This is a genomic window from Lentzea albida (genome assembly GCF_900111005.1).
Taxonomy (GTDB): Bacteria; Actinomycetota; Actinomycetes; order Mycobacteriales; family Pseudonocardiaceae; genus Lentzea; species Lentzea albida.
Window position 1 is genome coordinate 1 of sequence record NZ_FOFV01000021.1, and the last position, 15,516, is coordinate 15,516.

Annotated in this window: 14 protein-coding genes; 6 read left to right on the forward strand and 8 right to left on the reverse strand. The window is 72.0% G+C overall.

The features are described from left to right. On the reverse strand, window positions 1-1,088 hold a 1,088-nt coding region (locus BMY74_RS36930), incomplete at its 3' end, for an alpha-amylase family glycosyl hydrolase (RefSeq protein WP_245786572.1). 124 nt (window positions 1,089-1,212) lie between these two features. Beyond that, window positions 1,213-2,277: an amidohydrolase family protein gene (locus tag BMY74_RS36935; protein WP_089924481.1), complete on the reverse strand. Its 1,065-nt coding sequence runs from the start codon at window positions 2,275-2,277 to the stop codon at window positions 1,213-1,215. Window positions 2,278-2,339: 62 nt separating this feature from the next. Here BMY74_RS36935 and BMY74_RS36940 point away from each other — a divergent pair, with 62 nt between their 5' ends. Continuing rightward, window positions 2,340-2,807, forward strand: a complete 468-nt coding sequence (locus BMY74_RS36940; protein ID WP_089924484.1) for a MarR family winged helix-turn-helix transcriptional regulator — start codon at window positions 2,340-2,342, stop codon at window positions 2,805-2,807. Between the two features lie 4 nt (window positions 2,808-2,811). Here BMY74_RS36940 and BMY74_RS36945 read toward each other — a convergent pair whose 3' ends face one another. Then, window positions 2,812-4,206, reverse strand: a complete 1,395-nt coding sequence (locus BMY74_RS36945; protein ID WP_089924488.1) for a serine hydrolase — start codon at window positions 4,204-4,206, stop codon at window positions 2,812-2,814. Between the two features lie 104 nt (window positions 4,207-4,310). Between BMY74_RS36945 and BMY74_RS36950 the strand changes: the two genes are divergently transcribed. Continuing rightward, on the forward strand, window positions 4,311-5,960 hold the full coding sequence (locus tag BMY74_RS36950) for a hypothetical protein (RefSeq protein WP_089924492.1): 1,650 nt from the start codon (window positions 4,311-4,313) through the stop codon (window positions 5,958-5,960). Between the two features lie 6 nt (window positions 5,961-5,966). Here BMY74_RS36950 and BMY74_RS36955 read toward each other — a convergent pair whose 3' ends face one another. Continuing rightward, window positions 5,967-6,863 carry a LysR family transcriptional regulator gene (locus BMY74_RS36955; protein ID WP_177230108.1) on the reverse strand — a complete coding sequence of 299 codons (897 nt, stop codon included), beginning with the start codon at window positions 6,861-6,863 and terminating at the stop codon, window positions 5,967-5,969. Window positions 6,864-6,961: 98 nt separating this feature from the next. Here BMY74_RS36955 and BMY74_RS36960 point away from each other — a divergent pair, with 98 nt between their 5' ends. Next, window positions 6,962-8,041, forward strand: coding sequence for a zinc-binding dehydrogenase (locus BMY74_RS36960; protein ID WP_177230109.1), 1,080 nt, complete (start codon window positions 6,962-6,964; stop codon window positions 8,039-8,041). Window positions 8,042-8,048: 7 nt separating this feature from the next. On the opposite strand, the gene BMY74_RS36965 is transcribed toward BMY74_RS36960, so the two are convergent. From BMY74_RS36965 to BMY74_RS36980, 4 genes are all read right to left on the reverse strand, one after another. Next, entirely contained in the window at window positions 8,049-8,336 is a 288-nt protein-coding gene (locus tag BMY74_RS36965; protein ID WP_089924494.1) for a DUF3040 domain-containing protein, read from the reverse strand. Between the two features lie 89 nt (window positions 8,337-8,425). Beyond that, complete coding sequence (locus BMY74_RS36970; RefSeq protein ID WP_089924497.1) at window positions 8,426-9,472, reverse strand: sporulation protein; 1,047 nt, start codon at window positions 9,470-9,472, stop codon at window positions 8,426-8,428. A 26-nt stretch (window positions 9,473-9,498) separates the two neighbouring features. Beyond that, window positions 9,499-10,548, reverse strand: a complete 1,050-nt coding sequence (locus tag BMY74_RS36975; RefSeq protein WP_089924500.1) for a hemolysin family protein — start codon at window positions 10,546-10,548, stop codon at window positions 9,499-9,501. Further along, complete coding sequence (locus tag BMY74_RS36980) at window positions 10,545-11,843, reverse strand: hemolysin family protein (protein ID WP_089924503.1); 1,299 nt, start codon at window positions 11,841-11,843, stop codon at window positions 10,545-10,547. Before BMY74_RS36980 ends, BMY74_RS36975 begins: the two co-directional genes overlap by 4 nt. Window positions 11,844-11,977: 134 nt before the next feature. Between BMY74_RS36980 and BMY74_RS36985 the strand changes: the two genes are divergently transcribed. The 3 genes from BMY74_RS36985 to BMY74_RS36995 all read left to right on the forward strand — a co-directional run bounded on the left by BMY74_RS36985 (window position 11,978) and on the right by BMY74_RS36995 (window position 15,512). Then, complete coding sequence (locus BMY74_RS36985; RefSeq protein ID WP_089924898.1) at window positions 11,978-12,376, forward strand: MerR family transcriptional regulator; 399 nt, start codon at window positions 11,978-11,980, stop codon at window positions 12,374-12,376. A gap of 371 nt (window positions 12,377-12,747) precedes the next feature. Then, a complete protein-coding gene (locus tag BMY74_RS36990; protein ID WP_089924509.1) occupies window positions 12,748-14,094 on the forward strand; it encodes an RraA family protein in 1,347 nt (448 codons plus the stop codon). Further along, window positions 14,094-15,512, forward strand: coding sequence for a TRAP transporter large permease subunit (locus tag BMY74_RS36995; RefSeq protein ID WP_089924512.1), 1,419 nt, complete (start codon window positions 14,094-14,096; stop codon window positions 15,510-15,512). Before BMY74_RS36990 ends, BMY74_RS36995 begins: the two co-directional genes overlap by 1 nt. The last annotated feature ends 4 nt before the right edge of the window (window positions 15,513-15,516 follow it).

A 15,516-nucleotide genomic window follows, 5' to 3' on the forward strand; every position in this document is an offset into this window, starting at 1 on the left:
AACAGTTCGTGCTGGTTGCGGTCGTTCTCCAGCAGCGGGGCGAGCCGTCGGCGGATGCCGATGTTCGCCTTCATCCGCGGGTCCTTGGCGTACTCGGAGTACATGTAGTCGCGCTCTTCGTCGCTGACCATCTCGAGCGTGAGCTCGTCGTGGTTGCGCAGGAAGATGCCCCACTGGGCGTTCTCCGGGATCGCCGGCGTCTGCGCCAGGATCTCCGAGATCGGGAACCGCGACTCCCGCCGCACCGCCATGAAGATCCGCGGCATCAACGGGAAGTGGAACGCCATGTGGCACTCGTCCCCGCCCACGGCCTGGTCACCGAAGTACTCGACCACGTCCGACGGCCACTGGTTCGCCTCCGCCAGCAGCACCCGGCCGGGATACTCGTCGTCGACGACCTTGCGGCACTTGCGCAGGAAGTCGTGCGTCTCGGGGAGGTTCTCGCAGTTCGTGCCCTCGCGCTCGAACAGGTACGGCACGGCGTCGAGGCGGAAGCCGTCGATGCCGATCTCCAGCCAGAACCGCAGGACGTCGAGCATCGCGTCCTGGACGGCCGGGTTGTCGTAGTTGAGGTCCGGCTGGTGGCTGAAGAAGCGGTGCCAGAAGAACTGCCCGCGCACCGGGTCGTAGGTCCAGTTCGACGTCTCGGTGTCGACGAAGATGATCCGGGCGTCGCTGTAGGCCGAGTCGTCGTCGCTCCACACGTAGAAGTCGCCGAACGGGCCGTCCGGGTCCTCCCTCGACTGCTGGAACCACGGGTGCGCGTCGGAGGTGTGGTTGAGCACCAGGTCCGTGATCACCCGGATCCCGCGCCGGTGCGCCTCGTCCAGCAGGTGCTGGAAGTCCTCGACCGTGCCGAACTCCGGCAGCACCGCGCGGAAGTCGCTGATGTCGTACCCGCCGTCGCGCAGCGGTGACCCGTAGAACGGCGGCAGCCAGAGGCAGTCGACGCCCAGCCACTGCAGGTAGTCCAGTTTGGACGCCAGGCCGCGGAGGTCGCCCGTGCCGTCACCGTTGGAGTCGCAGAAGGCGCGGACCAGCACCTCGTAGAAGACCGCGCCCTTGAACCAGTTCGCCTCGTGCTCCATGGCACCTCTCGCTCGCACCTCGTCGGATTGCGGCAGAGTGGGGCACAGCGGGGGCCAAGATCAAATCATTCACCTGACCGTGTGAACCCTTTGAGGCCAACGGGTTTCGCGCCAGGCGTGCGGCTCAGCGAACGCGCTCTCCGGCGATCCAGACGGCGGTGGTGTTCCGGGTGGCCGTGATGTCCTCCACCGGGTCGCCGCCGACCAGGACGAGGTCCGCGCGCCCGCCCTGCGCGACCACTCCCCTGTCGTCGAGGCCGAACGTCCGCGCCGGCAGCGACGTCGCCGCCGCCAGCGCCTCGGCCGGGGTCAGCCCGGCGGCGACCAGGAGCCCGAGCTCGTGGTGCAGCGACTCGCCGTGCTTCGGCGCGAACGGCGCTCCCGGCGCCGAGTTGGCGTCCGTCCCGGCCAGCACCCGGATACCGGCTTCGCGGAACCTCGTCACCGTGTCCCGCGCGTGCTCGTAGCGGAACCCCGCGCCCGTGAACACCCTGGCGGTGCCCTCCATCATCGTGAGCGTCGGCACCGACACCATCCCGGCCTCCCGCATCCGGGCGATCGTGTCGTCGTCGAGCACGGCGTCGAGCGGTGCGTGCGTGCTGACGTCCACCCCGGCCTCCACGGCGACGCGGAACGCACCCGTGGTCACCGCGTGCGCGACGACGAGCAGACCGTGGTCGTGCGCGGCTGTGACGAGGGCGTTCACCGTCGCCTGGTCCATGCCCTGCGGGGACGCGGCCTCCGTCACGACCTTGACGTAGTCGGCGCCGTCGGCCACCCGTCGCGCCACGAACGCCCGCGCCTCGTCCGGGCCGGTCACGATCCCCTCCGCCGGGAAGCCCGGCATCCGGGCGTGGTGCCCACCCGGTCCAACCGCCGGGACCGTGGCGCTCAGGACCTGCGCCACACCCTTCTGCCGTCGCATCCCGTCGACGAACCCGGCGGGCCACGCGGCCATGTCGAGACCGGTCGTCACGCCCGCGAGGGCGAGGTCCTCCAGGTCGGCCCGGCCGCGCACCACGTGGACGTGGGCGTCGATCAGGCCGGGTAGCAACACCTTCCCGGTCCCGTCGACCACCTCGTCGGCCACCGCTCCCGCGCCGCCGATGGTCTCCCCGAACACGACCCGGCGTGGCGCGCCCAGGGCCGAGCCGTCAAACACCCGCACGTTCTCGATCGCCGTCGTCACGAAGCCTCCCCGATTTACCTTTCGCGAAAGCTATCACGAAAGCAGTCGGGTAGGCTCCTCCCGTGCCGTCTCCCCGCGAGCTGTCCTCGCTCTCCCTCGCCCAGCACGCCGTGCGGCTCCAGACGCTGCTGGAGCGGGTGGTCGTCGACGTGCTCAAGGAACGCGGGCTGTCCCGCGGCGAGCTCGACGTGCTGGGCGCGTTGGCCGCGAACGGCGACGCACGCCCCCAAGAGCTCTCCTCGCAGCTGCTGCTGACCACGGGCGGCTTGAGCAACATCCTGCGCAGGCTCCAGACCGACGGGCACATCACCCGCGAGGCGAACACCGCCGACGCGAGGAGCAGCATCGTGCGCCTGACCGACCAGGGGAAGGCAATAGCGCTGGAGACCGGAGCGGCCGTCAGCGAGGCGATCGCCCGCGCGCTCGGCACCGTCGACGAGTCCGTGCTCGCCTCGGCGGCCGAGCACCTGCACCGCGTCCTCGTCGGCCTCGACGAGGACGCGCCCGTGCACCGCGACGTCCCGTGGTGAGGGCTCACGGGCCTTTCATGATGGTGTCGATCGCCTTGCCGAGCTGCGCGTACTTCTGCGTGTACAGCACGGGGAACACCCCGGGCGGGTCGGCCGGGCGGGCCACGTCGACGTAGTCCATGCCCAGGTTGCCGAAGACCACGACGACGTACGCCCGGTCCCCCTTGCCGGGCAACGACTTGACGATGCCGGCGTCCGAACCGGACGTGCTGGTCCAGCCGGTCTTGTGCGCGAACGCCACCTCCGCGGCCGCGTTGCACGGCCGCACGTCCCGGTCGTAGACGGCGTCGCCGACCGTCACGGTGCCGTCCGGCTCGATCCAGCGCGCCGGCACCTGCTGCGGGATGCCCTGCACGGGGTGCTCGCGCCCGCACCAGTTCGGCGTGGACAGCATCTCGTTGTGCCCCTGACCCGCCAGCGCCTCCAGGAAGAACGCCCGTGACGCGGGCGAGAGCTCGGCGGCGGTGACCGGCTTGCCCGCGTCAGTCGTCCACAGCACGTCCGCGCCGCCGTTGACCAGCAGCAGGAGCTTCGCGGTGTCGAGGGCGCTCATGTTCGCGCCGCCCCAGTTGCCGCCGTTGCCGGGCACCGACCCGGTGAGCATCAGCGTCGGCATCCCCAGGTCCGCGAACGTCCGGTTGACCTCGTCCCACGCGTTCAGGTCGTGCAGCAGCTTGACCAGCGCGCACGTGGACTCGTTCTGCGACTTGGTGATCATCTCGTCGAACAGCACGCGGACCGTCTTCACCACCGGCCCGCCGCACACCTCCCGGGCCGGCTCCGGGGCGTAGGAGTACTCGGCGTCGAGGCCGGTCCTGCCCTGGTCCGCCATCCGCAGCACGCCGAAGCCGACCATCAGCTTGAGCACCGACGCCGGGTACGGCGAGGAGAAGTCGATCGGCGCGCTCTCCCTGCCCGGCAGCACGTCGCGGGTGCCGACGCCACCGCCGGTGTCCCACTCGTGGTCGTTCCACCAGCGGTAGCGGACCTGGTCGGTGGACAGCGACGGCGTCTTGACCGGCACCACCACACCGGTCGGGTGCTGGGGGCTGAGCAGCACGTTCGCCACGGTCGCCGGCCGGCCCGCCGGGTCGAGCTCGATCACCGCCACGTCCAGGTTCGGCGTCTGGTGCAGCGGGGTGCCGCCGGTCCGCGCCAGGGCTCGTCCGGCCAGCTCGGCGGGCGAGGGATCGTGCTCGGCCCGCTGCTCCGCCGGTGGTTCGCCGGGTTGCGGTGGAGTCAGGTCGAGGACGTCCTTGAAGTTCTGCGCGACGACCGCCTCACGCAGGAGTTCCGCCAGCAACACGTCCTGCACGCCTGCCGCGGGCGTCGCGGAGGCCGCCACCACCGTGAGCGCCACGCACGACGCGCTGATCCACTTCATCCCAGCCCGGCTCATGCGGACCGGGTTCTCCCCGTCGTCGCCGATCCTGTGTGCTCACGCCGAAACCGCCGGATGGGGTGAGATTGACTTTGGTCAACACTGAAGAAATAGTGACAAGGGTGTTCAGCGCTGATGATCTGCCCGCCTTCGAGCCGCCCGAGTTCGACCAGCCCGAGGGCGAGGACGGCGAGGAGCGGCCGCCGTTGCGCGGCACCACGACACCCCCCGCGGGACTGCGCGACGTCGACTGGGCATCCCTCGAAGACGCCTACGACACGGCCGAGGACACGCCGCTGTTCATCGAGGCGCTCACCAGCGACGACGACGGCGACCAGATCTTCGGTGCCTACGGCCTGCATTCGGCGACCACGCACCAGGGTTCGGTGTACTCGGCGTCCGGGGCCGCGATCCCGTTCCTGGCGGACCTGGTGCGCCGGGACAACACGATGGCGTTGATGTTCCTGGCCAGGATCGCCGTCGGCGAGACGCACTTCGTGGCGCGGCCGGACGACGTCGCCAAGGCCACGAGCGAGTACGCGGGAGCCGTCGCGGAGTTCGCCGCCGACGTCGAGGAGATGTGGACCCGCACCGGCGACGACGAGGCGTTGCGGCTGCTCGTGCTGCTGGGCAGGGAACCGAAGGGGCTGCCCGCGCTCACCCAGGACGCGACCGCGGGCCTCTGCCTGGCCCACGGCTTCCTCGCCGCACGCGACAACGGCGTCGCACCGGGTCTGCCGAGGCGCACCGACACGAGAGTCGACCACGTCGCGGCTGCGCGGGATCTGATGACTGGAAGCCCATCGCTGCACGTGCGGTGCGCGGCCGCGGTGTGCCTGGTCCACTCCGGGTTCGGCGACGACGACTCGCTGGCGTTGCTGCACCACCTCGCCCAGGGCGAGTACCCGGTGCACGACGTGTGGACCGGCGACCTCGCCGATCTGGCCGCCTCGGCGTGGACGTTCGGCACGGACGACGACGGGCTGCTGACGGCGCCGGGGAACTCCCGGCCGAACCTGCACTCCCGCCTGCTCGAACGGATGGCGCGGCAGTTCCGCGCCAGCGGCAGGACCTACCGCCCGCTGGCGCCCGAGGAGCTGACCGCGGCCCAGCGCGCCACCCTGGAGACCGCGCTGCGCTCGTCGCCGTCGGCCATCACCGGCGCGGACGTCGACTACCTGTGGATCGACGTCCCGGGCACGGTGGAGGCCGCCCACCGGTTGCTCGGCACCGCCACCGGCGAACTCACCCGGCGCACGTCCCGCGGCCTGCTGTGGTTCGTGCTGGAGGACGACCTGCTCGCGCGCGACGACCGGGAGTCCGCACTCGCCGCGCTGGCCGAAGTGGACGCGTGGGCCGCACTCGGCGAGGTGTTCACCGCGCTGAAGCCGGGCGGCACGGAGGAGTCGATCAGCCTCACCACGCGCCACTTCCTCGGCGACGGCCGCGAGACCGCCCTGACGTTCGCGCTGTGCTCGGTCTTCGCCGACGCGCTCGCCGGCCACCGCGCGCAGGCCGAGGCGTTCCTGGACGGGTGGCTGCCGACGGTGTCCGAAGTGGACGGTTACGACCTCGCGTTCCGGGTGCCCGGTGAGCGCATCGGCACGGCGCTCGCGGCACTGGCGCGGTCGGGCGGGCTGCCGGAGCGCTTCCACCCGATGGTCAAGCCGTACCACCGGTTCCCCGAGTACTCCACCGTTCCGCTGCCGTTGCTGCGCGAACTGGCGGAGGCGCTGCCCGGCGGCGTCCCGGCCGAATGGCGGGACGACTGACGCCCGTCAGGGTCCGAAGCTCGCGGTGATCGCCTCGACGACCGCCGCGACGGCCGGGGTGGCGGCACCGGGCAGGTGGGCCACGAGGACGCGGCGGATCTCGGGTGGCGCGCCCTCGACCCGCAGGGACGTCACGCCCGCGGGGACGAGAGCCGAGAAGCGCGCGGGGATCGTCGTGACGCCGAAGCCGCCCGCGACCAGGTGCAGCTTGGTCAGCCAGTCCCGCGCGGCGTGGACGACGCGGGCCCGTCCCAGACCGGGCCAGACCCCGAGCAGCGGCTCCGCGCCCGACGAGGGACTCGCGATCCAGGGCACGTCGGCCAGCTCGTCGACGTGCACGGACGTGCGACCCGCGAACACCCCGGTGGCGGGCGCCGCCACGACGAGCTCGGTGTCCTCGACGGTCGTGACGTGCAAGCGGGGTGACTCCGCGTCGGGTGGGCGGTGCGGCGGACGGGAGACGAGCACGGCGACGTCGATCGCACCGCTGCGCAGCGCGCGGGCGAGGCTCGGCGTGGTGCCCTCGCGGGTGGTGACCCGGACGCGTGGAGCGGTCCTCGCGAGCCTGGTGAGCGCGGCGGACAGCACCACCGGCCCGGCGCTGGGGACGAGCCCGAGCCGCACCTGTTCCGTGCGGGGCGGCTCCCCGGTGAGGTCGCGTTCAGCCGCGTCGACCGACGCCAGGATCGCGCGGGCGTGGCGCAGCAGCGTCAGCCCGGACCGGGTGAGCCGCACCCCGTCGGTCCGCCGCTCGAACAGGGTGGTGCCGGCACTGCGTTCGAGTGCGATCGCCTGGCGCGACACCGCGGACTGCGTGTAGCCCAGCTCCGTGGCGGCCGCGGTGAAGCTGCCCGACTCGGCGATCTGGCAGAGCACCCGGAGGTTCGCGCTCGAGACGTCCATGCCTACCAGGCATACCAGGGATGCCGGATCATCGCTTCCCGCATGCCCCGGGCCGTCCCTAGCGTGAGGGAGAAGACCCGACCCGGAAAGGCTTTCCCATGCGTGCAGCGACGTTGACGGCGTTCGGCTCTCCCCTGGTGGTGGGCGACGTCCCCGACCCGGTGACCGGCGGCGGTGAGGTGCTGGTCGAGGTGCTGGCGACCTGCGTGCCGCCGTACGCGGCCGAGGTGTTCGGCGGCGAACGGCGCTACCCGCTCGAACCCCCCGTCGTGCCGGGGGTCGGCGGCATCGGCCGGGTGCTGCGCGTCGGACCGGACGCGACCAGGCTGGAGGCGGGTGACCTGGTGTGGTGCGACTCGACGGTCCGCGCCCGCGACGACGCCCTGACCCCGGACATCGCGTTGCAGGGCTGGAGCTCCCGCGGCGAGGGCGGCGCACGCCTCGCCCGCCACCTGCACGACGGCCCGTTCGCCGAACTCCTGCGCGTCCCCACCGAGAACGCCTACCACCTGCCCTCCACCGCCGATCCCGCGCGCTGGTCCGCACTGGCGGTGCACACGATCCCGTACGGCGGACTGCTGGCCGGCGGGCTCGCGGCCGGGGAGACGGTCCTGATCAGCGGCGCCACCGGCAACCTCGGCAGCAGCGCGGTAGCCGTGGCACTCGCCATGGGCGCCGGGCACGTGGTGGCCCCAGGACGCAACCGGGCGGCCCTCGACCTCCTGGCGAACCGCTTCGGCGCACGCGTGAGCCCGGTCGAGCTCACCGGGGACGAGGACACGGACCGCACCGCCATGACCAAGGCCGCCGGCGGCCCCGTGGACCTCGTGCTCGACCTCCTGCCGCCCAGTGCACCGAGTGCGGCGGCGCGCGCGGCGGCCATGGTGGTGCGCGAGCAGGGGCGGGTCGTGCTGATGGGCGGCGTCGGCATGCTGGGCGGCGCCGACCTGGCCCTGCCCTACCCGTGGATCATGCGCAACTCGGTGACGGTGCGCGGCCAGTGGATGTTCCCGCGCACGGCGAACACCGGCATGATCCGCCTCGTCGCGACGGGAGCCCTGGACCTCTCGCCCGAACGCGTCACCCGGTTCGGACTCGACCAGGTCAACGAGGCCGTCGCCCACGCGGCGAAGCACGGCGGGCCGTTCGACCGCACCGTGCTGGTCCCCGGCCTCTGAGGCCCGGCTACTCGCGGTGCGAGCGCCAGGTCTGGAACACCAGGCCCGCGAACACGCCCGCGCACACCACGGCACCGAGGGCGATCACCGCGACGGAAGACCAGCTCACGCCCGCGATCACCACCAGCAGGCCGCACAGGTAGACGAGCAGACCGCCGAGCAGGCGCACGGTCCGGCCGGACAGGAACGCCAGCACGGACGGTTTCGTCAGCTTGGCCGCGAACTTCGGGTCTTCGGCGAACAAGCGCTGCTCGATCTCTTCGAGCTCGCGCTTCTCGTGGTCTGCCAGCGCCATTGCGGGCCTCCTGGTCTGCCGTGCTGCCTCTCCACTATCGCTCCCGGTCCGGCGCCCCAGCAAGGGCGCCGGACCCGGAACGCGTCAGATCACTCCTCGCCGAAGGCGAAGTCGCCGCCGCCGTCGTCCTCGAAGACCTCTTCCAGGACCTCGCCGACGACCATGCCGCCGACCACGCCCGCCGCACCCGCGGCGACCACGCCACCGATGCCGGGACCGCTGCGGTGGCCGTGGTGGCCGTGCTGGTCGTAGCCGTGGTGACCACCGTAGCCGTGCTGCTGGTGGCCGTAGCCGGGCTGGCCGAACGCCGGGTTGTGACCGCCGAAGGCCGGGTTGTGGCCGCCGCCGAACGCCGGGTTCGCGTGGCCGCGCTGCGCGACCTGGGCGAGCCAGCCGTTGATCGCCGACGCCCAGTCGGTGCCCTGCGCCTCCTGGTGCGAGACGCGGAAGTGGCCGAACGCGTCACCGCCCGAGGAGAACATGCCGCCGCGCTTGTCGGCCTCGAGGATCACGTACAGCTCGTGCGGGTTGGCGACGAAGGTCAGCTCGACCTGGCTCACCGACCCGGCGAACTGCGCCGGCGGGAAGAACTCGATCTCCTGGTAGAAGCCGAGCTCCTGCGGCACGCCGTGCAGGCGGCCGGCCTCGACGTCCGCGCTGCGGAACTGGAAGCCGAGCTGCCCGAACGCGTTCAGGACGGCGTCCTGCGACGGCAGCGGGTGGACCAGGACGGGGTCGAGGTCGCCCTTGTCCGGGGCTCCCGCGATCACGAGCTCGGTCCGCACGCCCACGGTCATGCCCGGCAGCTGGCCGCCGCCGACCGCGGTGATCGGGGTCTCCCACGGGATCGGCAGCTGGAACGGGATCGCCTGCAGCTGACCGGCCGGCACGCGCACGCCCTGCTGCACGACCATCCGGAAGAACTCCGAGACACCGCCGTACTCGTGGTCGCCGTGCTCCACCTCGACACGTGTGACGAGCGACAGCACGACCTGGCCGATCTCAGCGTCCGCGCTGCCGCCCTGGATCCGCACCTGGCCCGTGACGAGCTGGCCGGGGGCGGCGTGCGGCGAGTCGAGCACGGTGTCGACGGACGGTCCGCCGACGCCGAACGCGCTGAGCATCCGCTTGAACAAGTCTCCTCCTGCGGGGACTGGGGTTGTCAGTTCCGCACCGCGGCGCGCGGTGCGTCGGTCTCGTCGTCGAAGTCGCCGATGAGCTCTTCGAGCAGGTCTTCCAGTGCCGCGATGCCGGCCACGCCGTCGTCGCCGGACACGAGCGCGAGCTGCGCCCTGTCCGCCTTCATCGCGGTGACGGCGGCGGCGACGGGCATCGAGGCGGGCAGCGTCAGCACGGGGGCCATCAGCTCCCGCGCACTCGGGTCGCCGCCCGCGGCGGTGGCGCGCATCGCCTCGCGGATGTGCACCAGGCCGACGAACCCGCCGCCCAGGTCCTTCACCGGGAAGCGCGAACGTCCACAGTGGAGGCTGTTGCGCTCGATCTCCCGCGCGGTGGTGTCCTCGGTGACCGTCGAGGTCTCCCCGATCGGCACCATCACCTCGCGCAGCGTCGTCTTCTGCACCTGGAGCATGCGGGTCAGCAGCCTCTGCTGGCCCTCGGGGATCAGGCCGTGTTCACCGGACTGGCGCACGAGCATGCGCAGGTCGTCCGGCCGGTGCGCCTGCGCCAGCTCGTCCTGCGGCTCGACCTTCATCAGGCGCAGCAGGCCGTTCGTCGTCGAGTTCAGGCCGCTGAGGATCCAGCGGACCGAGTGCGCGAACGCCCGGAACGGCAGCGCCAGCAGCAGGGCCGACTTCTCCGGGTGCGAGATCGCCCAGGACTTCGGCGCCATCTCACCGACGACCATGTGCAGGAACACGACCAGCACCAGGCTGAGCGTGAACGCGATGCCGTACGCCACCGCGTCCGGCAGACCGGCCAGCTGCAGCAGCGGGTCGAACAGGTCCGCCACCGCCGGCTTGGCCAGCGCGCCGAGACCCAGCGTGCACAGCGTGATGCCGAGCTGCGCACCCGCGAGCATGAGCGACAGCTCGCGCACGCCCGCCACGGCGGCCCGCGCCGCGCGGGAGTGTTCCGCGTCCTGCTCCAGGCGGTGCCGCTTGGCCGCGATCAGCGCGAACTCGGCCGCGACGAAGAAGGCGTTGAGCGCCAACAGGACCAGCGAGATCCCCAGTGCCGTTCCGATGCTCATCGAGCCTCCTCCCTGACCCGCACGGTCAGCACGACGGTCTCCGGGACGTTGCGCGTCACGGCACCCACGAGCAGCGTGACCCCGTCCAGCTGGATCTCGTCGCCCACCTCGGCGGTCCGGCCGAGCCGGTGCAGCACGAGGCCGGAGACGGTGTCGTACGCGTCGTCCTCGGGCAGCTCCACGCCGGTCGCGTCCTCGATCTCGTCGAGCCGCATCCGGCCGGGCACCTGCCACTTCGTGTCGTCGACGCGTTCGATCGCGTCCTCGACCAGGTCGTCCTCGTCGTGGATCTCCCCGACGAGCTCCTCCGCCAGGTCCTCCAGGGAGACGATCCCGGCGAACCCGCCGAACTCGTCGAGCACGCACGCGAGCTGGCGCCGTTCGGTGCGCAGGCGTTCCAGCACGGCGGGAAGCGGCAGCGTCGCGGGCACGACCAGCGCGGTCGAGGCGATTTGGCCGATCGGCGTGACCGGCCGCTGCTCGGGCGTGAGCGTCAGCACCTCGGCGAGGCCCACGACACCCTGGATGTCGTCGAGGTCCTTGCCCACCACGGGGAACCGCGAGTGACCGGTGTCGAGCAGCTCGACCACGCGGGACGCGGGCTCGTCGAACCGCACCGAGTGCACGTTCACGCGCGGCGTCATGGCCTGCTCCGCCACGAGCTCGCGGAAGTCGAGACCGCGGTCGAGCAGCTGGGCCAACTCGGGGTCCAGGTGACCCTGGTCCCCCGCGTCGCCCACGATCTGCTTGAGGTCCTCCGGCGTCGCACCCTGGGGAAGCTCCTCCACGGGCTCGATGCCGATCGAGCGCAGCAGCCTGTTGGCCGCGGCGTCGAACAGCCGGATGACCGGACCGGCGATCTTGAGGTAGACCAGCGTCGACGAGCTGAGCCACTTCGCGAGGGCCTCGGGCTTGGCGATCGCGAGGTTCTTCGGCAGCAGCTCACCGAGCACCATCTGCACGACGGTCGCGAAGATCAGCGCGACGGCCATCGCCAGCGGCACCCCGAACGACTCGGGCAGCCCGAGCAGGTTCGCGAGGCCCGTGCCGAGCAGCGGTTCGGCCACGTACCCGACCAGCAGCGCGGTCACGGTGATGCCGAACTGGGCACCGGAGAGCATGAACGACAGCTTCTGCGTCACCCGCAGAGCGCGGTCGGCGGCCTTGTCACCCGCTTCGCTCATCTGCTGCAGCCGACCGCGGTCGACCGCCATGTACGCGAACTCCTGGGCGACGAAATAGCCGGTGGCGGCGGTGAGCGCCACGATCGCCAGCAGGCCGGAGAGGATCAACATGCCGCACCCGCGGCACTCGAGACGGTTCGCCGGGCTCGCCCCGGCGTACTACTGCAGCCGTCAACGTCGGCTTCATCAGGCATGTTTCCAACAGTAGCACGTGGCACTGTATGGTTGCCGAAGAGGAGGTGCACGTGAGCGAAGCGTTGCTCAAGATCGGTGAACTCGCCGCACGAGCCGGCGTCAGCATCCGCACCGTCGACTACTACACGACGTTGGGCCTGATCAGCCCCGCCCAGCGCACCGCGTCCAACTACCGCCTCTACTCCCCCGCCGACATCGACAGGATCCACCTGGTTCAACGTCTGGAGGTCCACGGTGTTCCCCTGGACGAGATCTCCACGGCGCTGACGGCCCGCCAGGCCGACGTCGCGGCCATCCTGGACCGCATCGACGTCGACCTGCAGACCCTCCAGACGGCGGCGGACGGCGCGGCCCCCGAGATGCAGGGCCTGCTCGCGGTCATCGCGACGCGCGTGCACTCGTTGATCACGATCGCCCTGCAGATCCCGCCGGACACGTTGCTGCCGTAGCCGGGCGCCGGCGGGGACGCCGGGACGGCGCTGATCCGGGCCGGCCCGGATCTCGCCTTCCCACCCGACACCTCCGGTTCACCCTTCCGCGGCCCTCGCCCCGACTCCCCACCACCCGCGGCCCGCCACCCGGAGCCGACCCGGCCGTCCACCAGCAGCGGCCTGCCGCCGGCCGCGACGAACCAAGCGCCCGAGCGCAACCTTCCGCGACCCTGGAACACCCCCCGAACGCCCGGCACCCCCGCCGGGCGTTTTCGCATGCCCGAAATGACCCCACCGCACACAGAGGGTTGACGAACTTCTCATCTCACGGCAATAGTATCCGTCTAGCGAGAGCCATTACCACTGTATGAAAATCCTCGGGAGACGGCATGCGGGCGTCCGTACTGGGTTTGGGTGAGGCCGGAGCGCTGTACGCGGCCGGTCTGGTGGAGCAGGGGTGGACGGTCACGGGCTACGACCCGGTGGCCGGCACCACGCCGCCGGGGGTCGTGCGGGCGACGACCCCGCAGGCGGCGGTGCAGGGCGCGGGCCTCGTGGTGAGCCTGGTCGGCGGCAAGGCCGCCGAGGACGCCGCCGCGTCGGTGGCGCCGCACCTGGCCGCCGACGCGGTGTACGCGGACCTCAACACGGCGGCGCGCGAGGTCAAGCGCAGGATCGCGGACGTGGTCGGTGACACGAGGTTCGCCGACGTCGCGGTGGTCGGGTCGGTGCCCGCGCGCGGTGCCGCGACCTCGGTGGTCGTGAGCGGTGCGGCGTCGGCGCGGGCGGCGGAGGTGTTCGCGGCGCTCGGCGCGGAGGCGGAGGACATCGGCGGGGCCGCGGGGGACGCCTCGGCGCGGAAGTTGCTGCGCAGCACGTTCATGAAGGGGCTCGGCGCGTTGATCGTCGAGTCGGTCGCGGCGGGACGGGCGGCCGGCGAGGAGCGGTGGGTGCGCGAGCAGGTCGCCCGCGAACTGTCCGGCGGTGACACCGCGCTGGACCGGCTGCACGAGGGCACGGTCAAGCACGCGGCACGGCGCGCCGGCGAGTCGGCGGCCGCGGCCGAGTTGCTCGACACTCTGGGGGTGAGGCCCGTGATGACGCGAGCGGCCGCCGAGGTGCACCGGAGCGCCGCCGATGCCGCGCTCCGGCCCTCCGGCGACCTGCTGTCGGCGTTCGACGGACTCGCGGTGGCCAACATCGGCGACGCGCGGGACCGGATGGGCATGCTCGACGGCGCGGTGCGGGCGCTCTGGCGCGGCGCGCGGGTGGTCGGGCGGGCTCGCACGGTCTGGGTGCGCAACGGTGACAACCTGGCTCTGCACCGGGCGATCGCGGGTTCTCAGCCGGGCGACGTGCTCGTGGTCAACGGTGGTGGTGACGTGAGCCGCGCCCTGCTCGGCGAGTTGATGGCGGAGCGGGCCAAGCGGCGGGGCGTGCGCGGGATCGTGGTCGACGGCGCGGTCCGCGACGTGGTCGAACTGGAGAAGATCGGGTTCCCGGTCTGGGCGCGCGGCGTCTGCGCGGCGGGCCCGTACAAGCACGGTCCGGGGCAGGTGGACGTGCCCGTGGCCGTCGGCGGGGTGGTCGTGCACCCCGGTGACCTGGTCGTGGGCGACGACGACGGCGTGGTCGTCGTGCCCGCCGCTGAGGCCGCCGCGAGCCTGCTCGCCGGGCGCGCCGTCGAGGCCGACGAGGCCCGCCGCCGCACCGCGATCCTCGCCGGGACAGCCTGATGACGGGCGTGTGGGCGCTGCTGACGTTCGTCGGCGTGATCATCTTCTGGAACGCGGTGGTCAAGCGCAACATCGGTGAGGCGATGATCCTCGGGTTCGCCGCGGTGTGCGGCTTCGCGCTCGCAGGCGGGGTCGAGGGCGGTTCGGCGTGGCACTCGATCAGCGAGGCCGTGCTCGACGCGATGCAGGAGGAGGTCACGTTCGCGGGGCTCGCGTTCGTGTTCATGTCCTACCTGCTCGCGCGGACGCCCGTGCTCGACCGGCTGATCGACCTGCTGAACTCGGTGCTGGGACGGCTGCGCGGCGGTTCCGTCTACACCGCCACCGTCGCGGGCGGCGTGTTCGGCGCGATCGCCCACGTCGGCGCCGCCGTGACGGCCGCCGTCGGGTCGGTGACGGTGCCGTGGATGAAGAGGTCCGGGGTGAAGCCGGAGCTCGCCGCCACCGTCGTCGCCGGTGGTGCCGGCATGGGGGTGAGCTTCCCCTTCTCCGCCACCATGTTCATCCTCGTCGGCGGGCTCGCCGCGCAGGGGGTCATGCAACCTGACGAGATCGTGGCGCCGCTCGCGTTCGCCGGTCTGTGGTGCCTCGGCTACCGGATCGTGCTGGCGTGGTTCCTGGTGCGGCGCAACGGCATCGAGCCCATGTCGCCGTCGGACCTGTTGCCGTTGCGGCAGAGCCTGCGCACCGGGTGGACGTCGTTGTTGCTGTTCCTGCCGATCCTGGTGCCGCTGCTGCTCACGCGCGGTCCGCTCGCCGAGGCGCTCGGCACGTACTCCGGTGTCGGTGACCAGGTGAAGAAGCCCGTCCAGCTCGCCGACGGCACCAGCCTCGCCGCCCAGCCGTACGGGATGCCGGACGTGATCAGCCTGGTCACCTGGATCCCGGTGCTGATGATCGCGCTCGTCCTCGTGCTGGGTCGCCGGCACCTGCCCCGCACGGCGTCGGCCTGGCGCACGACGATCTCGGGCGCCGCACCGTCGTTCGGTGTCATCGGCGTGACGATCGTGGCCGCGTTCGCCGCGTCGAACGTGCTGGCAGACCTCGGTCTGGCCGGACAGCTCGAGTCGGTGCTGACCGGGCTCGACGCCCCGGCGTGGCTGATGGCCGTCGCGATCGGCGTGATCGTCGTGGCGACCGCCGTGCCGCTCACCGCCAGCGCCACCATGGCCGCCATCGGCCCGGTCGCCGTCGTCGCGCTCGCCGGGGTGGGCATCCCGGCTCCCGTCGCGGCCGCCGCTGTGCTGATCTTCGCCTCCACCGAGGGCGCGTCTCCCCCGTCCGGCGCGCCGATCTACGTGGCCGCCGGCATCGCACGGGTCGACCCCGTGAAGACCTTCCTGCCGCTGCTCAAGTACTACTGCCTGCCGATCCTCGGCCTCGGCGTGCTGATCGCCGTCGGCGCTCTCCCCGTCTGACCCG

Coding starts and splice junctions, on each gene's coding strand:
- BMY74_RS36955 (WP_177230108.1), bottom strand. CDS start 6,863: ATGGACGTCTCGAGCGCGAACCTCCGGGTGCTCTGCCAGATCGCCGAG.
- BMY74_RS36975 (WP_089924500.1), bottom strand. CDS start 10,548: ATGAGCATCGGAACGGCACTGGGGATCTCGCTGGTCCTGTTGGCGCTC.
- BMY74_RS36960 (WP_177230109.1), top strand. CDS start 6,962: ATGCGTGCAGCGACGTTGACGGCGTTCGGCTCTCCCCTGGTGGTGGGC.
- BMY74_RS36980 (WP_089924503.1), bottom strand. CDS start 11,843: ATGTTGATCCTCTCCGGCCTGCTGGCGATCGTGGCGCTCACCGCCGCC.
- BMY74_RS36945 (WP_089924488.1), bottom strand. CDS start 4,206: ATGAGCCGGGCTGGGATGAAGTGGATCAGCGCGTCGTGCGTGGCGCTC.
- BMY74_RS36990 (WP_089924509.1), top strand. CDS start 12,748: ATGCGGGCGTCCGTACTGGGTTTGGGTGAGGCCGGAGCGCTGTACGCG.
- BMY74_RS36965 (WP_089924494.1), bottom strand. CDS start 8,336: ATGGCGCTGGCAGACCACGAGAAGCGCGAGCTCGAAGAGATCGAGCAG.
- BMY74_RS36995 (WP_089924512.1), top strand. CDS start 14,094: ATGACGGGCGTGTGGGCGCTGCTGACGTTCGTCGGCGTGATCATCTTC.